Origin of the sequence: Dyadobacter fanqingshengii (assembly GCF_023822005.2) — a bacterium.
In the GTDB taxonomy this organism is placed as follows: Bacteria; Bacteroidota; Bacteroidia; order Cytophagales; family Spirosomataceae; genus Dyadobacter; species Dyadobacter fanqingshengii.
The window spans coordinates 1,416,490-1,437,832 of the sequence record NZ_CP098806.1 but is presented as its reverse complement, the minus strand read 5'-3'; the positions used below and the strand labels follow the sequence as shown (position 1 = coordinate 1,437,832).

The window sequence follows — 21,343 nt, the reverse complement described above, 5'->3', positions numbered from 1 at the left end:
ATGATGCCAGATATCGTCAAAGTTGGTCACTTTTCTGTGACAAACACCGTTTTGCTTATTTCCTGGCTGGTTGCGTAGTTTTTGATGTAAAAATTATAAGCATCAACGTCTCGCTCAAATGCCTTATCGCTCACTACATAAAGCGAACTCCCCTTCTTGAAACTAACGACCCGATGCTTGGGAACCGAATGCACCACCCTTTGATCTGAAAGCCGGATTTGAATGCTCCTGGAAACTGAATACGTTGCGAAAACGATCACCAGCAAATACGAAAATTTGAGATATTGATAAACTCCTGAGTGATAACCATACCAGATTGTGAAGAGTACGGCATATAACAAAACAACTTCAACTTTATCCAGATTAAGGTTTTCGACCAAATAACCAGGCAATGATTTGGGAACAGCAACAGCAATGTTGGTCAGGTATGCGGATAACCAAACTGCTTTATTTACAATCCATTGCAGCCAGAACACGTGCAGAGGCGATACTAACAACAAGACTAACGCAGCCGGTAACAGCACATTGGTGAATGCAATGACAAACGGGTTAACCAACCAGAAATAACTGGGAAATTGATGAAAATAAAACAGACTCAGCGGAAATGTAGCAAGCTGTGCAGCGAAGGACAATGCTGAAATCTGCCAGACAAATTTCAAGATCCTGTTCGCGGGATTGAAAATGGCTTTCAAAGGCTCATACAATAGAAAAATCCCACTCATCGCCAGGTAAGAAAGTTGAAAACCCACATCGTAAATTGCCGCAGGATCCACAAGCAAAATTAGCAGAGCAGAGAAGGCAAGCGTATTCATTGCGTTCTGCTTACGGCTGAACACTTCGGCCATGACAAAAACAATGCACATGAGCGTTGCGCGCTGCACCGACGGAGGCAAGCCCGTAACCAGTGCATAAAAGCCTAGTAAGCCGATTATCAGCGCCAGATAGGCAAAGTTTCCAGCCGGCCACCGCTTCATCCATCCAAATAAATAACTGATAACCAGGAAGATAATCGCAACGTGCATGCCCGAAACCGACAGAATGTGCACTGTGCCGGAAGTCGTATAATCGCTTACCTGATCCGATTGCAGATCGTCTCTCCTGCCGAGTAGCATGGCTTTGATCAATCCATAAGCCGCATCGTCATCCACATTTTCCCTCAGCACTCCGGCCGCCCATTTGGAAATGCCGGTGCTCCATTGTGTCAGATAAAAGGATTGATCGGTAACAGAGACCAACTGGAAAGAATGCTCATCCAGATAGTCCGTCCCCACAATGCCTTTATTTCTAAGATATTGACGATAGTCAAACTGCATGGGATTTTGGGCAGCCATCGGGCGATCCAATGTGCCGCGAACGATCAGTTTGTTGCCTGGTTCGGGCATGACCGAAGATTGCAGACTAACGTTCACCAATGCTCTCAGATCAACATTAACCCAGCCTTCCTGCGTTTTAATACGGGTTATATGCGCCTCATAGCGAACCGATTTGGTGCGTTTTTCCGGTAAGCTCTTGATTTCCGCTTCATAGGCCGAATAATTGACACTGGTTAATGCGGCAATATTTGCGTCATTGGCCCGCTCAAAAGTAAGCATGGTAAATGCGCCCAGCGAGACCAGGAAAAGCGAAAAGGTTATTCCAAATGCAGTTTTAAGGCTTTTGAAATACAAAATAAAACAAGTGATAAGGAGCAAACCAGACAGCGTAATGAGCAATGTTGCCGACAGGTCCGATGCAGGAACAATTTCGCTGAGCAAAATGCCGGTCATATAGAACAAAACAATGCCGACAAATGGTGAACGTGGCAGCATACTAACGAACTACGAACCGTTTGGTGACCGTTTGTCCGCCGGAAGAAACTTTGTAATAATACAATCCGCTGGGAAACTTTTCAACGTCCAGATAATTCAAATTCGTCGCGCCGGAAACCATGCGCTGGCCGCGCTGATTGATAACCTCAACTGTAAAAAGCTGAAAGTTGGGTGTAAAAACATTCGCTGTCAATGTTTCACTAACCGGATTGGGATACAATTCAACGAGCAGATCTTCGCCGGTGATCTTTGAATATTCCACCAGTTTCGCCCGCCTCGGACTTAATTCGAGCACCGCGTGCATCCGCTCCTTCTGATCATTGGTAAAAACACTCATACAAACATCAGGAGAATAATCCATGTAGTTTTCAATCATGTTCCGCGTTGTTACTCCGCGGCATTCGGAAAAGACGGGTGTACACGAAATGTCGGTTGTTTCATTTTTGGTAAATGCCGTTGGCGTATCCTCGCAATGATCGGTCCCGCAATTCCTGTCGCCCCAAATGTGGATCAGCCCGAGCCAATGCCCTACTTCATGCGTGGTAGTGCGGCCGAGATTGTAAACTGAGCTTGTAATCGCAGGCGAATTCCTGCCGAAATAACGAAAGTCAATGATAACACCATCGGTTAATGATCGTACAGCTCCGTCCTCGGCCGTGGACAGGCCCGCAGTAAGATCATTAAGCTCCGTCACGACCGGGAACTGGGACGTCCCCAAATAACGGTCAGATAACCGGCAAACCCAGATGTTGAGATAACGGTTAGTCAGCCACGCGGGAGAAATTTCGGCCAGCTGGTCGGCATCTGTGATGGGACTGAATTGTTCTTTCTCGTTAAACGTCCGCACAACGGTCACCAACCTGAACCGAATTCCTGTGTCGATACCCAATGAATCTGTGTAAAAACCCTTGTAACCCGATGCATTGCCATAATCTTCGTTCAAAACGTCGATCTGACTTTGAACCTGTGCATCTGTAATGTTCGCATTGCCTTGCCCGCCGATCGTTTTGCCTTCCTCGCTATGCACAACATGCACGACAACCGGAATTGTTATGATCTCATCCGCATTGGCACGTAATGATGTCTTGTTTGCTTTGATACGCTTTTGAATGGCTTCCTCTGACTTTATCCGCAGGTTTTGCAACGCAGGAAATTTGGAGATCATCAGCGCATCCCGTTCGGTGCTGGCGCAGCGGTTAAGCAGCGCGTCGCTTTCCTGCGCCAGCACGAACGTTTTTGAAATGATAATCAATAAAAAGACCAGCAGAAGCTTACTGCTCAGATTTGTCATAAGCTGCAAGAATATCTTTAACCAAACGGTGTCTGACCACATCGGATCCATCCAATTCCACAAAACTTATCCCTTTAATGCCTTTGAGCACTGCTAACGAATCAATTAACCCCGATTTAAGATTTTTGGGCAAATCGATCTGGGATTTATCTCCTGTAATGATGGCTTTTGAACTCGGTCCCATCCTGGTCAGGAACATCTTCATTTGCATAGGCGTCGTATTTTGGGCCTCATCCAGCAAAATGAATGCATTATTCAATGTTCGTCCGCGCATATAGGCCAGGGGCGCAATTTCGATCACGCGGCTTTCCAGATAAAGTTTCAGTTTTTCCGGCGCGATCATATCGTCCAGTGCGTCGTAGATCGGGCGTAGATACGGATCGATTTTCTCTTTCAGGTCCCCCGGCAAAAAGCCCAGGTTTTCCCCAGCTTCAACAGCAGGACGCGTTATAATGATCTTCCTAACTTCCTTGTTTTTCAAAGCCCGCACGGCGATAGCCACCGCCGTGTATGTTTTTCCGGTTCCGGCCGGCCCTACTGCAAACACGAGGTCAAATTTCTCGGCCTGCTCTACCAGCAACTTCTGGTTCGGTGTTTTGGCTTTGACTACCAGCCCTTTGTTGCCATAAATGATCACATCCGCATCATCCTCTGCACTGGTAACCGGCGATTTCACAACACCATTTAAATAACCCTTTACATTGTCATTCGTCACCTTTCCGTATTTTTGATAATGGGCTATCAATGAGTCCATTACATCTGTGATACGGATAATTTCCGGGGCCGTGCCCTGAATGCGGATCTCGTTTCCGCGTGAAATAATTTTGCTTCCAGGGAAAGCGGCTGCAACTTCCTTGATATTCGAATTATGAATACCCAAAAAATCAACCATTGAAACGTCCTCGAGCGTGATGATTTTTTCCAGCAAATGAATTAAAGTTTAGTGTTTCTCTATTTGTTCTAAAATTTAGTAATAATAACCAACAATTGTAAAACAAAAGCTGAGAATTACAATTATCATGACAGATTTAGAGACGAAAATTTAGCATATTCTGATCAACTCTTTCATTATCAGAGCCGGACAAAATCATTCGTTTTTCGAAAAAAAATAAATGATTGAACTTAACCTTCCTTTCTTTCTTACGCGTCCCGCTTTCCTTAACTTTGTCTTAACATGGAAAACGACAAGGCACCCGGCAATTTCAACAAATCAGGATCTAAGCAAAGCAATCAGGGGCGCAAGCCAATGGGCGCCAGAACACCTGGTATCGAGCAGACTTTCAGCAAGTTACCTCCTCAGGCGGTGGACCTGGAAGAGGCTGTTTTGGGTGCTTTAATGATTGAGAAAGATGCACTGACGGCTGTCGCAGATATCCTTCGGCCAGACAGTTTCTACAAGGAAGCGCACGTCCGGATCTATACCGCAATTATCACCCTTTTTGCCGATTCGGAGCCGATTGACATGCTTACTGTCACCGCTAAACTCCGTAGCACTGGGGAACTTGAACTCATCGGCGGGGCGCAATACATTATGGAGCTGACTTCCAAGGTCAACTCTGCGGCCAACATTGAATTCCATGCGCGGATCATTTCGCAGGCTTTCATCAAACGTGAGCTTATTAAGGTCGCGTCGGAGATCCAGCGAGAAGCATTTGAAGACACAACCGACGTTTTCAGGCTTTTGGATAAAACAGAACAGAATCTGTTCCAGATTTCCGAATCCAATATCAAGAAGAATTATGCTGATATGGGTGCGCTGATGCGTCAGGCACTGGCAGAACTCGATCAGAAAAAGAATAATAAGGACGGTCTTACCGGAGTTCCATCCGGATTCAGTGCCCTGGACAGACTGACTTCGGGCTGGCAGAAAACGGAATTAATGATTCTCGCAGCCCGTCCGGGTATGGGGAAAACAGCATTTGTCGTTTCATCGCTGCGCAATGCGGCTGTGGATTTTAATATGCCTGTTGCCATTTTCTCCCTCGAAATGTCCTCCGTTCAGCTGGTTAATCGTCTGATTTCCGCTGAGGCTGAGATTGATAGTGAAAAAATCAGGAAGGGAAGTCTGGCGCCGCACGAATGGGAGCAATTGCACCATCGCATTCACCGGCTCACCAATGCACCCATTTACATTGACGACACCCCTGCCCTATCCATTCTCGAACTGCGGGCCAAATGCCGACGCCTCAAAGCCCAGCACGACATCCAAATGATCGTGATTGACTATCTCCAGTTAATGACCGGGGACACAGGTGGAAAAGGAGCCGGTAACCGCGAGCAGGAAATTGCGATGATCTCGCGTTCGCTCAAAAACCTTGCAAAAGAGCTGGATGTGCCCGTTATTGCATTGTCACAGCTGAGCCGCGCGGTTGAAACGCGTGGTGGTGAAAAAAGGCCGCAGCTTTCGGATTTAAGGGAATCGGGATCGATCGAACAGGATGCAGATATGGTCCTTTTCTTGTATCGTCCTGAATATTATGGGATTACAGAAGATGAATCCGGAAATTCTGTTGCTGGGATTGGTGAAGTGATCGTTGCCAAAAACCGTGCGGGATCGCTGGATACGGTTCAGTTAAGGTTTATTGGAAAGTATACCAAATTCACGGACCTGGACTCACAATTCACCCCGGCACCATTCTCTGTAGACCGCCCTATTCAAACCACAAACCCGATCGCATCGTTCGAAAGCCAAAGTAAGCCCGCTCCGGCAGGCGGCACGCTCCGGAGCAGGGCAAATGATTTGAGTAATTTCGATTATAAAGGCCCGGATAGCGAACCACCATTCTAACGCCTTACCAGCAACGCTACATTCTCTACGTGGTGCGTATTCGGGAACATATCAACCGGCTGCACCTTTGTTACCTCATAATCACCCGTCATTAACGCGAGGTCCCGCGCTTGTGTGGCTGTATTGCAACTTACGTACACAATGCGGTCGGGCGCTGCTTTCAGGATCGTTTCTACAACGGGCTGATCCATTCCTGCACGCGGCGGATCGGTAATGATGACATCGGGCCTTCCGTGTTCTTTCAGGAAGCTTTCGTTCATGATGCCCCGCATGTCACCTGCGAAAAAGGATGTGTTTGTAATTCCGTTCAGTTCTGAGTTCTTTCTGGCGTCCTGCACCGCAGCTTCAACATATTCAACGCCTACAACTTTCCCGGCCCTGCGCGCTACAAAATTGGCTATCGTGCCCGTCCCAGTATAAAGATCATACACGGACTCATTGCCGGTCAAACCCGCAAATTCACGCGCTACGCTGAAAAGCTGGTAAGCCTGCTCCGAATTGGTTTGATAGAAAGACTTGGGACCGACGAGGAAAGTCAAGTCTTCCATCGTCTCCCGGATTGTCGTTTCACCTGCATAATGGATCACTTCCTGATCCTGGTAGGAATCATTTCCTTTTAAATTAACAATGTAATTCAATGAGGTGATTTCGCTGTGGGTTTTATGCAAATACTGCATCACCTGCTCGATGGCTTCATCATTCTGCTCGCCAAACTGCACGATAACCATCACATCGCCCGAATTGGCCGTCCTTACCACCAGGTTGCGCAGCGTTCCCACGTTGAACTTTACATCATAGTAAGGAATGTTATGCAGCTCACCGAAATGATGCAACGAATTTCGGATCGTATTGGAAGGGTCCGGTTGCAGGTGGCAATGGTCTACGGTAAATATTTTGTCAAAACGCTTCGGGACGTGAAAGCCGAGCGCGTGTTTTGTGAATTTCGCACCGGAATCCAATTGATCTTTTGTCAGCCAGCGCCAGTTTGAAAAAGTAAATTCGAGTTTGTTGCGGTAATACTCCGTTTTCGGAGCAGCAATAATCTCATTGATGCTGACATTTTTAATGTGTCCTATCCGCTGGAAATGGTCAACAACCTGTTGTCTTTTGAATTTCAACTGATGCTCATAGGCGATATGTTGCCATTTGCAGCCACCGCATACAACGTTATGCAGGCAATATGGGTCTGTCCTAAGAGGCGAGTGCGAATGGATCTTGGTAACGATCGCCTCCTTTAATTTTTTCTTGGTTTTTACAACTTGTAAATCAACTATGTCACCGGGAGCCACATTTCCTTCTACAAAAATTACGCCGTCTTCTGATTTAAATATACATTTGCCTTCTGCCGCAAAATCGGTAATTTCAACGTATTCATACTTGATATTCTTAACCATATTTCTTTTTTAAATTTCTAATTCCAAATCCTATCGGATAAATTCTACTCCCTTGTCAAGCCATGAAAAAACGGTATATCTTATTCATGCTGATGCTGTTTGCCTTTTCCAAAACTTATGCAACTCATATCGTTGGCGGTCAGCTCTTTATCACTGAAAATCCAAACAACTATTATAATTACAACATCGGCTTAACGATGTATTTCGATGCCCTCAATGGTAACCCAGGCGCAGAAGACCCGTTTGTTAACATTTACGTCTTCCGAAAACGCGACAATCAGCCGATCGGGTATCTTCAGGCCCCAAAAATAGAACGAAAATCGGTCACGTATGCTAATCCGCAGTGCGGAATATCGTCGCTGGAAACATATATGATCACTTACAGCTCGTCTCTGCGGCTGGAACCTACCGATTTCAGCGATCCGCAAGGCTATTATATGGTTTGGGACCGTTGCTGCCGAAACGGCACGATCACCAACATTCAGGCGCCCGGCGACGCAGGAAGCCTTTTTTATCTCGAATTCCCCCCGCTTTTTAAAAACAATGCAAATTTCAAGAACTCCTCCCCTGTTTTTCCTGCAATAAAAGGCGATTATGCCTGTGTAAATTCTCCGTTCTTCTTTGATTTCGGAGGAACCGATGCGGATGGCGACAGTCTTACCTATAAGCTGATCACGCCGATGCAGGGATTTTCGGACAAGGCCAACCCGAGTGTGGAGGCTCGAGGGTCGTCCAATTATCCGCGCCTTACCTGGCTGCCAGGGATTTCGGAAGCCAATATTATTCCCGGCCCCAAGCCATTAACGGTCAATGCTAAAACGGGAATGCTTTCCGTCACGCCGGGAAATGTGGGGTTGTATGTGTTTGCGGTGCAGGTGGACGAGTTCCGGAATGGTGTGAAAATTGGCAGCCTAACCCGCGATTTCCAGCTGAAAGTGGTCGATTGCCCGAAGATGGACGCGCCGAAATTGTTGTTTAAACCAAAAGGTAAAAATACTTATTATACTGAAAACGAGATCATAACCGTCAAAGAGGGTGACCCAAACTGTATTGAAGTAATGGTCACCGATCCGACCATCAATCAGATCATCCGCATCAATGGCCGTGCCGTCAACAATTCCAAGGACTACTTTACAATTCTGCCGGCCGAATTCAAAACTAAAATTGCTAACGACACGCTGAAATTCGAGGTCTGCCTGGATGAATGTTTTGTGACGTATGACGAGCGCCCCATCAAGATTGAGCTGATCGCAGAAGACGAAAGCTGCCCGGTCCCGCTGATGGACACGCTGAGCATTCTGATACGCCGGGAAAGCAGCGGCAACAAATCGCCCGAGGTCACCACTTCCCTACCCGGCCAGTATGTGCATGTGACGGCGGGCGTGCCAATCACTTTCACCGTGTATGGAAAGGACATTGACAAAGACAGCATTGCGCTTTCTGGCCGCGGGCAGGATTTCAATATGGTGGATATGGCCATGGATTTCAAAGCTACCAGTGGAAAAGCGCAGATCCAGCAGACATTCAAATGGACGCCGCCTTGTAATGCCAAAAAGGGCGACACGCTGGCCGTGGATTTCAAAGTAGAAGATATGCGCTGCGTCGGAAACCCGCTCGCTGTTTCCAAGCCGGTTTACTTTATCATTGACCAGTCGCCTAACAACCCTCCTGCGGTCGAAACATCCCTGGCCACACCAGAGATCACCTATACGATTGGCAGCAGCTCTGAAATCATCTTTGACGTCCTGGCCACCGACCCTGACACCAACACGATCAGCCTCGCCGCAGCCGGCCGCGGGTTCAGCATTAGCGATGCCGGGATGAAGTTTGCGAACAAGACCGGCGTGAAGCAGGTAACGTCGCCTTACGCCTGGTCACCAGAATGTTCAATGCTCGAAGGAGAGTCCGAAAGAACATTCACGATCGACTTCATCACCCAGGATAAAAGCTGCGCTGCCGCCACCGACACAACCACTGTGAAAGTGATTGTGAAGGACGATACTTCGGACGTGATTCCCGAATTTCCAAACGTGATAACGCCAAACAATGATGGCAAAAATGACTGCTTTGTTTTAGAACATTTGCCCGCCGATAACTGTGTAAACCAGTTCAAAGATGTGACCATTTTCAACCGCTGGGGCAAGCAGGTTTATTACTCTAAAATCAGGAAAAACTGGTGCCCTACCAGCATTTCTCAGGGCTACTATTATTACGTCGTGCAGTACACCAAAAAGTCATACAAAGGCGGGTTAACCATCCTCAAATAACTTGCTAAACTTTAGTTTGGTTGTTACTTATAAGCTGTTGAATACATTGGAATTTGACACAATGTATTCAACAGCCTATATTTTCTTCTAGTACTATACTATTGCAGCATATGATACTACATATACTTTTCAAATGTATTATTAGTATTCACAGTAAGATACATTGATTTATACCAAAAGTAATGTCCATAAAATACATTAAAAAAAGTATTTACATATTAAAAGTATTATATGCAATGTATTAAATTAAAGTTTAATACATCTGAGATTATAAAAAGGCAATTTATTAAAATACTGGTAATCAATATATTATTTCCAATCGCACTAGACTCTCATTTGCAGCCTCAATCGCATTAACTAATATTTTATTCAGATTTCTTGGTTTTTCGATTTTAAATAATCAGATTTATACTGTAATAATAAACATTACAGTAATGAATAATGGTCGCTTTGCTATATCGGTGCATATTCTTTCCTTGCTTGCATTCGAGCCGGAAGGATGGTTGTCGTCGGAGTTTTTAGCGGGAAGCATTAACATTAATCCGGTGCTGGTTCGGAAGGAGCTCGGCAATCTTCGTGCACATGGACTTGTTATCAGTAAGGAAGGAAAGACTGGAGGAAGCAAACTGGCCAGGTCGGCGGAGTCCATTTTTATGTCTGAAATATACGATGCAGTTCGGCAGAATGACCTTCTTGGAAAGAGCATTAATTCTCCCAATCCGGAGTGTAATGTGGGCCGTCAAATTAATGATTATCTTGGCGATCTTTACACCGAAGCAGAGCTCGCATTAAGGTCCGTTTTAGGCAAAAAATCTTTGGCCGATTTTTGTCAAAACTTCGAGTCTGAGCACACAAAAAATTAACCCTTTTATCTATCTCAATCAGTTCCATTTTAAACCAAAACCCAAGAATGAAAGTAGCATTAATTGGCGCAACAGGATTTGTCGGCGCTCCCCTCTTGCAGGAGTTGATATCACGCGGCCACCAGGTTACCGCAATCGCCAGAAACATTGGAAAGATCCCAACAGACAGTGACCTGGTAACGCCCATGCAGGCGGATGTGCTCAACACTTCCCAAGTAGAAGAAGCTGTTGCCGGCTCGGATATTGTTGTCAGCGCTTATAATCCCGGCTGGACCAACCCTAATATTTACGCCGAATATCTTGAAGGCGCGCAATCCATTCAAACCGGGGTGAAGCAAGCCGGAGTAAAAAGATTCATCGTCATAGGCGGTGCAGGGAGCCTGGAAGTAGCCCCTGGATTACAATTGATCGACACTCCTGATTTCCCGGAAGAATACAAAGCGGGAGCCGGCGCTGCCCGTAAATACCAAGGCATGATCAAAGAAGAAGATGCCTTGCATTGGACCTATCTCAGCCCTGCTATTGAGATGCACCCAGGCACTTCGGGCAAACGCACGGGAACTTACCGCACATCACTGGACACGCCTGTGTACAATGAACAAGGCAGAAGCATTATTGCAGTAGAAGATCTTTCGGTGGCTGTGGTTGATGAAGTTGAAAATCCGCAGTTCGCAAAGAAACGGTTCACAGTTGCGTACTAATTGATTTAAAGCTGATTACGTTATTCGTTTGTATAAATAGTATTGAATGTTTGATATTCAATATAAATAACATTCATTCAAGCCTATTTATACAAATAAAAATATTCATAATAATAAAACATATTTCACATATAATACATTTTAAAAGTATTATACATAAAGACATTTTTAAATGAATATTTAAATAGATACATTTTATACTTTCACTTTTCTTCGATAAGTATTCCACATTTACAAATCCCTTCTATTTTCCTTTTATTGGAAATATTCAAATAAAAATACCCTCCGCTATTCACATGACACAATGAATTAAACCATGGATCGCAGCTTACGCGTACATGTGTCAGGAAGAAAGTTATCACCGGCGGGCAACATTATTGGCGGAAAATAAAGTTCTTTGTAGCCCATTTGCTGACACCAACTTCCTTCCAATGAAATACCGCATTACCGGTCTGTTATTCCTGTTTGTCCTATTCAGTAACTCGGAAGCATTTTCTCAACGCTTCCTCATGGACCTGGTGGATACAACCAACCAAATGGGAAAAGGGATGCTTTCCATTTACGAGCGATACAACCGGGTGCGGATCAGCGGCTATATACAGCCTCAATTTCAATTCATTACGAAAAAAGGCGCCGAAACTTATGGCGGCGGAAACTTCTCCGCGCTGGCCAATAACCGTTTTATGCTTCGCCGCGGTCGTTTGCGGGTAGATTATGCGCATTTGAATGCAAATAATGATCCCACATCCTACTTTGTATTCCAGTTTGACGGGACGGAACGAGGCGTGGCGATCCGCGATTTTTGGGGCCGCTTTTACGAAAACAAGTTTAAGATCTTCGCGCTGACGACGGGGATGTTTGCCCGGCCATTTGGCTATGAAGTGAATCTTTCATCTGCCAACCGCGAGACGCCGGAACGGGGAAGAATGTCGCAAATCTTAATGCGGACCGAGCGGGACATAGGCGTAATGCTCACAGTCACCAGCCGTAAATCGATTAAATGGTCACAAAAGCTTAAACTGGACGTTGGCGTATTTAATGGTCAGGGAATGTCGGGGCCGATGGATTATGATAGCCACAAGGATGTGATCGGACGTTTCAGTTTGAAACCTTCCAAAATAATCGCGCTGGGCGGCGCGACGATCTCAGCGGCCGTTTCGGGTTATGCGGGCGGGATTACTAGTCAGTCGCCGGTTCTGTATCGCACGAAGGTTAATGCGGGCGAATATGCGATGGTTCGTGACTCATCGGCAGGAAATTATCTCAAAGTTTCCCACAGAAACTACGCGGGAGGCGATTTTCAAATCTCTTTCCCAAACAACAAGGGTGAAACGGAATTCAGGTTGGAATACGTTCGCGGCGATCAGACGGCAACATTTGCAAGCAGTGAGACGCCCGGCGTTTACCCGGTATCGAACGGCGCAAAAGATCCGCTCTACGTCCGAAGCTTTGACGGTGCTTATTTTTATTTTTTACAGCATTTGGGCAGCCTGGAACACCAATTTGTGCTCAAATATGACTGGTATGACCCCAATAAGCGCGTTTCAGGAACGGAGATTTCGGAAACAAGAGGCTTTAATAAAGCCGATTTACGCTACGATACCATTGGAATGGGTTACGTGTATGTCCCAAACGAATCCCTCAAATTCATGTTTCACTATAACTTCGTGAGAAATGAGAAATCGGCCCTGAGCGGATTTGAAACGGATGCTGCGGACGACCTTTTCACATGCCGTGTCCAGTATAACTTCTAGTGCCAAATCGATCGGTAAGGATTTTTCGACGATATTCGAAAATTTGATTAACCTCATTCCTTACAAATAGCGCATTTACCCAGTCGCCCAGGAAACCAAACGGGACCTTATAATTCAGGATATCTTCCATCATTACACCGCCCGGAATTTCGGTAAAGCGATGCTGATGATGCCAGAATGCATACGGCCCGAAGCGTTGCTCATCTACAAAGTATTGTTTATCAACGACATGCGTTATTTCTGTGCACCATTTTAATGGAATTCCCAAAACTGGTTTTACAACGTAACGGATGATCTGCCCCGCATACATTTTTTCGCCGTGATGTGCAGACGTCACTACAAAGCCCATTTTTGCAGGCGTAATCTCTTTTAAGTTGCCCGGATTTGAAAAAAACGACCATGCTTCGTCCAGCGAGATGGGCAGATTTTGCTTGAAATATAATTCTTGCACCTGAAATGATTTATGTTCGATCTACATACGCTAAAATACGCGTACCAGACCAAATGATGATTCTTGGCATGATTTTCTCTATGTTTTGGCATGACCTAATTCCGAAAACATGAACAGAAAACTGATTGCAACTACATCCACATCCATCTATTCCAGCCCTTCGTCCGTATGGAAAGCGCTGATAGATCCGGAAATTGTTAAACAATATATGTACGGCGCAGAAGTATACTCTGACTGGCAGGTAGGCAGTCCGATCACGTACAAAGGTGTTTGGGATGGCAGACCGTATGAGGATAAAGGAACGATCCTGGAGATAATCCCTGAGCGCGTCCTCAGTTATACTTATTGGAGCCCACTTTCCGGCACCGACGATTTTGAAGATAATTACGCACACGTTACCTATCACATTTCAGAATACGACGACGAGACGACGCTTACCATTACGCAGGACAATCTGGAAACGGATGAAGCGGTGGTTGCGGCGGAAGAAAACTGGATGAAAGTGGTAGGAAATATCAAACGTATTCTCGAAGGCGACAGAAAACACGTACTTTAATCTGTTAGCAAAAAGCCAATCCGGTATGGACAAGCCCGGATTGGCTTAGCATTTCTATAACTTCATGCTGAGCGCGATGCGTTTTCTTGCTAAATCCACCTCAGTCACTTTCACGCTTACGATTTGCTGGAGCTTCACAACTTCGTTAGGATCCTTGATAAATTTGTCGGCCATTTGCGAAACGTGAACCAACCCATCCTGCTTCACGCCGACATCTACGAATGCGCCAAAAGCAGTAATGTTGGTGACAATGCCAGGCAGCACCATTCCCACCTTTAAATCTTCCGGCTTTCTGACCGAGCTGTCAAACTCAAATTTCTTCATTCCTTCCCGCGGGTCACGCGACGGTTTTTCGAGTTCAAGGAGAATGTCTTTCAACGTCGGAAGCCCTACCAATTCTGAAATGTACTTCTCTGGCTTGATCTGCTTCCTTAACTCAGGCTTTTGCATGAGATCTTTAATATTTGCGCCGACGTCTTTGGCCATTTGTCCTACAACATCGTAACGCTCCGGATGTACTGCGCTGTTATCCAGAGGATTAGCACCATTTTCAATGCGTAGAAACCCGGCTGCCTGCTCAAAGGCCTTTGATCCGAGGCGCGGCACTTTCAATAATTGCTGACGAGATTTGAAGTCTCCGTTTTTAGCTCGAAAATCTACGATATTCTGCGCCAGGGCCGTTCCAAGGCCCGAAACATAGCGCAAAAGATGCTTGCTGGCCGTGTTGAGATTTACGCCTACGGAATTTACGCAGCTTTCCACGACTGTATCCAAAGCATTTCGCAATGAATTCTGGTCTACATCATGCTGATACTGACCTACCCCAATGGATTTTGGATCAATTTTTACCAACTCGGCTAATGGGTCCATTAAGCGGCGACCGATCGAAACAGAGCCACGAACGGTTACATCTTTATCCGGAAATTCTTCTCGCGCCACATCCGATGCCGAGTAGATCGACGCGCCCTGTTCGCTCACCATGAACAGGCCCACCTCTTCCGACTTCCCTGCGTTCGCTAAAAGCTTCCTCACAAAATCCTCCGTTTCCCTTCCCGCCGTTCCGTTACCAACCGCAATCGCCTCGATTTTCCATTTCTGGATCAGGTCCGAAAGTTTGGCACTAGCTTCGGCAGGTTTATCGAACGGATATATCACCTGATCGGCCACCAGATTGCCCTGGCTATCCAGCACAACGACTTTACATCCAGTCCGGTAACCAGGGTCAATGGCCAAAACGCTCTTTTGTCCAAGGGGCGAAGCAAGTAATAGTTGCCGAAGATTTTCCGTAAAAACCTGGATAGCAGCTATATCTGCCTTTTCTTTCGAAAGGTTAGCAAATTCTGTTTCAATGGATGGTTTCAAAAGTCGCTTGTAACTATCTGAAATGGCGAGCTCCATTTGCTGTAAAACAGCAGGCGGTCCTTTGCGGAAAAGCCGGTCTAATGCTTCAATGGCTTGGTCTTCATCCGGCGAAATCGTTACATTCAAAATCCCTTCCTCTTCCCCACGACGGATGGCTAGCAACCTGTGCGAAGGAATGCGGGACAACGGTTCTGAAAAATCGAAATAGTCGCGGTATTTCACGCCTTCTTCCTCTTTTTTCTTCTTCACCTTGGAAGTAATGACCGCACCGCGCTGGAAGAGATTGCGAATACGTGTTCGCGAATCCTGATTTTCGTTGATCCATTCGGCGATAATGTCCCTCGCTCCCTGCAATGCATCGTCTACCGAAGTAACCTGATCATTCAGAAATGACGATGCTTTACGCTCAGGATCTGACTCTCTTCCCGTGAAAATCAGCTGCGCAAGCGGTTCCAAGCCGCGCTCCATCGCAATGCCCGCCCGCGTCTTTCTTTTTTGCTTGTAAGGCAGATAAATGTCTTCCAGTTCAACTGTCGTAAATGCATTTTCCAACTGCTTACGGAGCTCAGGCGTCAATTTACCTTGCTCTTCAATGTTTTTCAAGATGGCTTCACGGCGCTTTTCAACTTCCAGCTGCTTCTGCCAGGCATCTTTTATCGCCCCGATCTGCACTTCATCCAATCCGCCCGTGGCTTCCTTCCGGTAACGCGATATAAACGGCAGCGTAGCCCCTTCTTCAAATAGTTGGATGGTATTTCTGACCTGTTTCTCAGAAATAGAAGTCTGCCGGGCAATGTAAGGGAAATTCATTTGTATAAAATTGGGTAGTCGTTGAATTAACTGACTAAAATTCATTCCGCAAATAAAGCAGATATTCGTAGATTTAATGCCTTTAACTTTCCTACCCTATGCCCGGCTTTATGAAAATCCTGAGCCATAAGACAATTGGCTTGCTCCTGCTGATCACAACATTAATGCCTCTTGCAGGCCATGCCCAGCCTCACTTCAAAGTCATCGCATTCTTCACCGGGAAGAATGATCTGGCGCATGTCAGTTTTGTTGGAGAAGCCAATAAGCGCTTTCCCGAAATGGCAAAGAAGAATAACTTCACTTACGACACAACCAGTAACTGGAACAATCTAAACGCAGGTTTTTTAGCTGACTATCAAGTTGTTTTGTTTCTCGACACCAGACCGGAAACACCCGGGCAGCGTGAAGCATTTCAGAAATACATGAAGAACGGCGGTGGCTGGCTGGGTTTCCATTTCGCAGCATTTGCATTGACGCCATCGGCTTATCCACAAAATTGGGATTGGTATCACAATGAGTTTCTGGGTTCGGGCCAGTATGAAAGCAACACGTGGCGGCCCACGTCGGCAATTTTGAAAGTTGAAGACCCCAACAGTCCGATTACAAAAGGACTATCCGGGACAATTAAAGCGTCGCCAAATGAATGGTATCGATGGGAGAAAGACCTGAAAGCGAACCCGGATATTCAAATTCTGTTGTCAATCGATCCGGCAAGCTTTCCGCTTGGAACGGGGCCAAAACAGCACGAAATCTGGCATAGCGGCTATTATCCAGTGGTTTGGACCAATAAAAAATACAGAATGGTTTATATGAATATGGGTCACAACGACATTGATTATGAGAATAAAACAAATAAGGAACTCTCTTTCACATTCGACAACCCCGCCCAGAATGAATTGATCTTGAACACATTGCTTTGGCTGGGTAAAGGAAAAAAATAAACGGTAAGCGTTCAAAACTTCATCAAATGGAAGAAAAACAGAGCAGGGAATTTGAAAAAGGCAGCATGACTGGTGTCGTTTGGCAATGTGATGGGATTCGGATCGGGCACGCCATTTCTAAGTTTACTGAACTTAGCAGCTTCTCATCCAGCAGTAAAACGGATGTTGTTCGCATGCATTTTGGAATGCGGGGCAATTACAGCTTTGATTATAAGCAGCTTAATAAAACTTTTGACCTCATTGGCGGACATCATAACATCGTGTATTCCCATGATTTTGATATGGTGGTCAACAACAAAACGCTGGAACTGGAAACATTTGGCATTCAGTTTCCCAAAGACCTCTTTATCCGCTTTACGGAGCATTCAAGTGAGTCACTCAGGGCATTCTGTGAGAACATTATCGCAGGAAGAAGCGCCATTCTTTCAGATAAATGGGGCACCATTGATTCCCCGATCCAACAGGTCATTCAGCAAATCATTCATTGCAGATATGCCGATGATCTCAAAAAGCTGTTTTTGTTATCCAAAAGCATTGAGTTGCTTGTCCTGTGCGCCGATGCGGCGAGTACTTCTAAAACCAAAAAAGAGATTTTTATAAAAAATGCCACAGATAAGGAAAAAATCATCGCCGTAAGGGATCTGATCAATGATCGCGTACATTGCCCGCCTAACCTCTCCGAAATCGCCCAGTATGTGGGCCTAAACGAATATAAGCTCAAACGTGGCTTCAAGGAAACATTTAATAGCACCGTCTTTGGCTACCTCACCGACCAGCGCTTGAACCTGGCGCGGCAATATTTACTGGACACGCAGAAAACCGCCGCTGAAATCGCTTCTCAGCTTGGATATGCGACGCCGCAACATTTTAATAATGCATTCAAGAAGAAATTCGGGATCACACCTTATTTGGTTAGAAATAATCCGTGAAGCGCAATAGTGATGAGGCCGAAAGCCGCTAAAATTGCAGAAGCTTAATGCTTTTGTTAATCACCAACATGAAAAGAAAATCACAAATGGCCGAACAACTCATCGTCAAAAACAGCATTACCATCAATGCTCCCGCTTCCGCAGTATGGGACGCGCTCATCAATCCTGAAAAAACAAAACAATACATGTTTGGCTGTGAAACAGTTTCCGACTGGAAAGTGGATAGCGAGCTGTTGTGGCGAGGTCAGTATGAAGGCAACGACATCGTGTATGTAAAGGGCAAAATTGTCGAAATCCAGCCAGAAAAATTACTGATTTACACCACTATTGATCCCAATTCCAGCATTGAGGATGTGCCCGAAAATTACGTTGATGTGACCTATGAACTTGTGCCTCAGGAAGGTAAAACTGTTCTGAATATTTCACAGGGCGATTTCAGCACGGTTGCTGATGGAGAAAGCCGTTATAAAGATTCCTACAACAATGGGGATGGCTGGAACCCCATTCTTGTAGAAATTAAAAAACTCGTTGAAAATAGTTGATATCAGGGATTTTCAGATTCAATTTCTCCAACTTCGGGTTCGTCTGTTTCCTCAGCGGGCTCGTCTGTTTCGTCAGCTGGCTCATCCGTAGCAAATCTGTTACCTGTACTCACCTCGGGAGCATCGGCGCCTGGCACTTCCGGAGTTGTATTCATGGGGCCCATTTGACCGGGTTCCCCATAACTGGGCACCGGTTGCTGCCTTGGCTGCCTGTCGCGGGTTTCGTCGTCAAGCGTTTCTTCCCTTTTTTCTGTCTGAGATTTCATAAGGATCCGTTTTGTTTGCGAAGATTTGCAAAAAACCGTGCCCTTGAAAATGGTGCTTATTTCCTTTGCATTAATGCCATATAAAATCCATCCGTCCCGTCTTTGGCAACTGACGCGCGATGTGCGGAGATAAATTTCCAATCCTTCTTGTTGGCCTTCATAAACCGCTTCACCTGATCCTCCGATTCAGAGGGAAGCACGCTGCAAGTCGCATATACCATCTTGCCGCCGGTTTTGACCATTCGGCTGTAATGGGTCAGGATCTGCCATTGCACCTTTCGTATTTCATCCAGAAACTGTGGTTTTAGCTTCCACTTAGAGTCCGGATTTCTTCTTAACACGCCCAGACCTGAGCATGGCACATCGAGTAGCAGCCTGTCAGCCGTTCCGGCAAGTGATTCAATGATCTTGTCAGAGGAAATGAGCATGGTTTCCAGGTTTTTCACTCCATTCCGCGCCGCCCGCTTTTCCAGTTCAACCAATTTATGATGTTCAATGTCCATGGCGAGGATGGAGCCTTCATTTTGAAGCAGCGCTGCAATATGCAACGTCTTGCCACCTGCACCCGCACAAGCGTCTATTACGCTATGGCCCGGCTGAATATCCAGATAAGGAGCAATTAATTGAGAACCAGCATCCTGCACTTCAAAAAAGCCCTGCTTGAACGCTTCCTGATTCAGCACATTCTGGCGTTTTCTTAAAACCAGTGCATTGGGAATGCCAACGATTTCCGCTGCGCCGTCTTCTCCAAATCCTTCCCTAACCGTTTGAACATTACTTTTTAATGTATTTACGCGAATAACCACCGGCGCCTGCTCATTCAATGCTTCAATTTCCACGTCCCAGGCTTCGCCCAGTTCCTCTGCTCCTATTGCATCAATCCAATCCGGGATAGACTGGGCAATTTTGCGCACACTAAGGCCCTCATGATATCGGGATACAACATTTACTGCATCAATATCTTCAAATTCGGGCCATTCCGGTAAGTTTCCGTCCTCCTCTGTTATTAAATGAACCGGCTTGATGATCTGCCATGTGCCCACAATTTTCCAAAATTCCTCCGGCTCAGATACTCTTTCAATATCTGCCGCGAATTTGATCAGGCGCCACCAGCGCACGATCTCATATGTGTTGCCCGCAATAAATGCGCGATCACGTGCACCCCACTTTTTATTGGTTTTCAAAAGCTGCTCAACAACCCGGTCGGCTTGACGATTTTTGACAAAAATATGCTGCAATGCTTCAACCGTTGCCGCAACAAGTCCTTTATAGAGTTTCAAAATATCTTATTTAAACAAATGATGCGGTAAAAATGGCGATGTCTGACGTACAAAACAATATTTCAAAAACGAAGGCATGGTTTTTAAGTCTGGTAATATATGGACGGCTACATGGTTACCCTCACAATTATCGGAATTGCGACGCTCGGAATGGCATGGATGCCTTCGTTCACGAAGACAACTGGCATTTCTGATTCGGTCGTGTATGTTGTCCTTGGTGTAATCGTCTATGGGCTTCTGGACATTCTCCCCAATCCTAATCCACTCACATTCAATGTTCAGACCATTCATTTAACCGAATTGGTCGTCGTTGTTTCCCTGATGGGGACAGGTTTGAAAATTGATAAACCGTTTTCATTCAAAGCCTGGTCAGTGCCATTTCGCATGCTTACGATCACAATGGTGCTATGCATTGCGGCAGTGAGCATGATCGCATATTACTTCCTGCGTTTTGACCTGGCTTCCGCCCTTTTGCTGGGTGCTGTGCTGGCGCCTACGGACCCCGTTTTGGCTGCTGATGTGCAGGTAGGGCCTCCAATGGAACAAGTTACGGACGAAGTGCGATTCTCGCTCACCGCAGAAGCCGGAATGAACGACGGTATGGCGTTCCCCTTCACCTGGCTGGCTATCTTGCTGGCCGGCTCCGCAACCGGCGAATTTGGTGAGATTCTGGGAGACTGGTTCCAGATTGATCTGGCTTATAAAATCGTCGTGGGAATAGCATTGGGCATTCTGCTGGGCCGGGTCCTGGCATATGTCATTTTCAACTTTTCTGAAAAGCGAAAATCAATCAGTCTGAATGATGGCTTCATTGCCGTGGCTGCCGCACTGGCGATATTTGGTCTTGTGGAATTGATCGGAGGATATGGATTTGTGGCCGTGTTCGTGGCTGCTGTCACCATGCGCAATTACGAGTTCAACCACCAGTTTCATAAGGATCTGCATAGTTTTTCTGACCAGACCGAGCGTATTCTCGTCGCCATTGTGCTGCTTATTTTTGGCGGAAGCATTGTGCATGGCATTTTGGATCATTTGACTTGGCCATATGCGCTGTTATCCTTGTTTTTTCTGCTGATAATCCGGCCTGTTTCGTCATTAATAGCGCTTATCGGCACGAAACTGCATTTTAAGGAACGGATGGGCATTGGTTTTTACGGGATCCGCGGCGTAGGTTCTTTCTATTATCTGGCTTTTGCATTGAGTAAAGAGACTTTTTTGATGGGTAACGAACTCTGGTCCACCGTTTCATTCATTGTGTTACTATCCGTCGCCATACACGGACTTACTGCAACACGCGTTATGACCAACCTCGAAAAGAAGTTTTCTAAATCTGTTTGACA

18 protein-coding genes are annotated in these 21,343 nt (G+C 45.9%); 10 read left to right on the top strand and 8 right to left on the bottom strand.

The features are described 5' to 3' along the window. Positions 1-26: 26 nt before the first annotated feature. The 3 genes from NFI81_RS05700 to NFI81_RS05690 are packed head-to-tail and all read right to left on the bottom strand — an operon-like array spanning position 27 to position 4,027. Entirely contained in the window at positions 27-1,808 is a 1,782-nt protein-coding gene (locus NFI81_RS05700; protein WP_234613526.1) for a ComEC/Rec2 family competence protein, read from the bottom strand. Between the two features lies 1 nt (position 1,809). After that, complete coding sequence (locus NFI81_RS05695; protein ID WP_234613528.1) at positions 1,810-3,099, bottom strand: zinc-dependent metalloprotease; 1,290 nt, start codon at positions 3,097-3,099, stop codon at positions 1,810-1,812. Further along, a complete protein-coding gene (locus NFI81_RS05690; RefSeq protein ID WP_234613529.1) occupies positions 3,080-4,027 on the bottom strand; it encodes a PhoH family protein in 948 nt (315 codons plus the stop codon). The genes NFI81_RS05695 and NFI81_RS05690 overlap by 20 nt, the downstream gene beginning before the upstream one ends. Positions 4,028-4,273: 246 nt before the next feature. Here NFI81_RS05690 and dnaB point away from each other — a divergent pair, with 246 nt between their 5' ends. Beyond that, positions 4,274-5,887 carry a replicative DNA helicase gene (dnaB, locus tag NFI81_RS05685; protein WP_234613530.1) on the top strand — a complete coding sequence of 538 codons (1,614 nt, stop codon included), beginning with the start codon at positions 4,274-4,276 and terminating at the stop codon, positions 5,885-5,887. Here dnaB and rlmD read toward each other — a convergent pair. Then, on the bottom strand, positions 5,884-7,281 hold the full coding sequence (gene rlmD, locus NFI81_RS05680; protein WP_234613531.1) for a 23S rRNA (uracil(1939)-C(5))-methyltransferase RlmD: 1,398 nt from the start codon (positions 7,279-7,281) through the stop codon (positions 5,884-5,886). The two genes, dnaB and rlmD, sit on opposite strands and share 4 nt — an antisense overlap. A 62-nt stretch (positions 7,282-7,343) precedes the next feature. Between rlmD and NFI81_RS05675 the strand changes: the two genes are divergently transcribed. The 4 genes from NFI81_RS05675 to NFI81_RS05660 all read left to right on the top strand — a co-directional run bounded on the left by NFI81_RS05675 (position 7,344) and on the right by NFI81_RS05660 (position 12,866). Next, positions 7,344-9,548, top strand: coding sequence for a T9SS type B sorting domain-containing protein (locus NFI81_RS05675; RefSeq protein WP_234613532.1), 2,205 nt, complete (start codon positions 7,344-7,346; stop codon positions 9,546-9,548). Between the two features lie 434 nt (positions 9,549-9,982). Next, a complete protein-coding gene (locus NFI81_RS05670) occupies positions 9,983-10,411 on the top strand; it encodes an RrF2 family transcriptional regulator (RefSeq protein WP_234613533.1) in 429 nt (142 codons plus the stop codon). A 47-nt stretch (positions 10,412-10,458) separates the two neighbouring features. Beyond that, complete coding sequence (locus NFI81_RS05665) at positions 10,459-11,112, top strand: NAD(P)-dependent oxidoreductase (RefSeq protein ID WP_234613534.1); 654 nt, start codon at positions 10,459-10,461, stop codon at positions 11,110-11,112. A 431-nt stretch (positions 11,113-11,543) separates the two neighbouring features. Further along, entirely contained in the window at positions 11,544-12,866 is a 1,323-nt protein-coding gene (locus tag NFI81_RS05660; RefSeq protein ID WP_234613535.1) for a putative porin, read from the top strand. Here the strand turns inward: NFI81_RS05660 and NFI81_RS05655 are convergent. Continuing rightward, on the bottom strand, positions 12,838-13,317 hold the full coding sequence (locus NFI81_RS05655) for an SRPBCC family protein (protein ID WP_234613536.1): 480 nt from the start codon (positions 13,315-13,317) through the stop codon (positions 12,838-12,840). The genes NFI81_RS05660 and NFI81_RS05655 overlap by 29 nt on opposite strands. Before the next feature lie 109 nt (positions 13,318-13,426). On the opposite strand from NFI81_RS05655, the gene NFI81_RS05650 reads away from it, so the two are divergent. Then, positions 13,427-13,873 carry an SRPBCC domain-containing protein gene (locus NFI81_RS05650; protein ID WP_234613537.1) on the top strand — a complete coding sequence of 149 codons (447 nt, stop codon included), beginning with the start codon at positions 13,427-13,429 and terminating at the stop codon, positions 13,871-13,873. A 54-nt stretch (positions 13,874-13,927) separates the two neighbouring features. On the opposite strand, the gene NFI81_RS05645 is transcribed toward NFI81_RS05650, so the two are convergent. Next, complete coding sequence (locus NFI81_RS05645; RefSeq protein ID WP_234613538.1) at positions 13,928-16,045, bottom strand: Tex family protein; 2,118 nt, start codon at positions 16,043-16,045, stop codon at positions 13,928-13,930. Between the two features lie 110 nt (positions 16,046-16,155). Between NFI81_RS05645 and NFI81_RS05640 the strand changes: the two genes are divergently transcribed. The 3 genes from NFI81_RS05640 to NFI81_RS05630 all read left to right on the top strand — a co-directional run bounded on the left by NFI81_RS05640 (position 16,156) and on the right by NFI81_RS05630 (position 18,457). Then, complete coding sequence (locus tag NFI81_RS05640; RefSeq protein ID WP_252176043.1) at positions 16,156-16,986, top strand: ThuA domain-containing protein; 831 nt, start codon at positions 16,156-16,158, stop codon at positions 16,984-16,986. 26 nt (positions 16,987-17,012) lie between these two features. After that, positions 17,013-17,915: a helix-turn-helix domain-containing protein gene (locus NFI81_RS05635; protein ID WP_234613539.1), complete on the top strand. Its 903-nt coding sequence runs from the start codon at positions 17,013-17,015 to the stop codon at positions 17,913-17,915. Between the two features lie 68 nt (positions 17,916-17,983). Continuing rightward, entirely contained in the window at positions 17,984-18,457 is a 474-nt protein-coding gene (locus NFI81_RS05630) for an SRPBCC domain-containing protein (RefSeq protein WP_234613541.1), read from the top strand. 2 nt (positions 18,458-18,459) lie between these two features. Here the strand turns inward: NFI81_RS05630 and NFI81_RS05625 are convergent, their stop codons facing one another. Then, positions 18,460-18,723: a hypothetical protein gene (locus NFI81_RS05625; protein ID WP_234613542.1), complete on the bottom strand. Its 264-nt coding sequence runs from the start codon at positions 18,721-18,723 to the stop codon at positions 18,460-18,462. A gap of 56 nt (positions 18,724-18,779) precedes the next feature. Beyond that, entirely contained in the window at positions 18,780-20,003 is a 1,224-nt protein-coding gene (locus NFI81_RS05620; RefSeq protein WP_234613543.1) for an RsmB/NOP family class I SAM-dependent RNA methyltransferase, read from the bottom strand. Positions 20,004-20,114: 111 nt separating this feature from the next. Between NFI81_RS05620 and NFI81_RS05615 the strand changes: the two genes are divergently transcribed. Continuing rightward, positions 20,115-21,341, top strand: coding sequence for a cation:proton antiporter (locus NFI81_RS05615; RefSeq protein WP_234613544.1), 1,227 nt, complete (start codon positions 20,115-20,117; stop codon positions 21,339-21,341). The last annotated feature ends 2 nt before the right edge of the window (positions 21,342-21,343 follow it).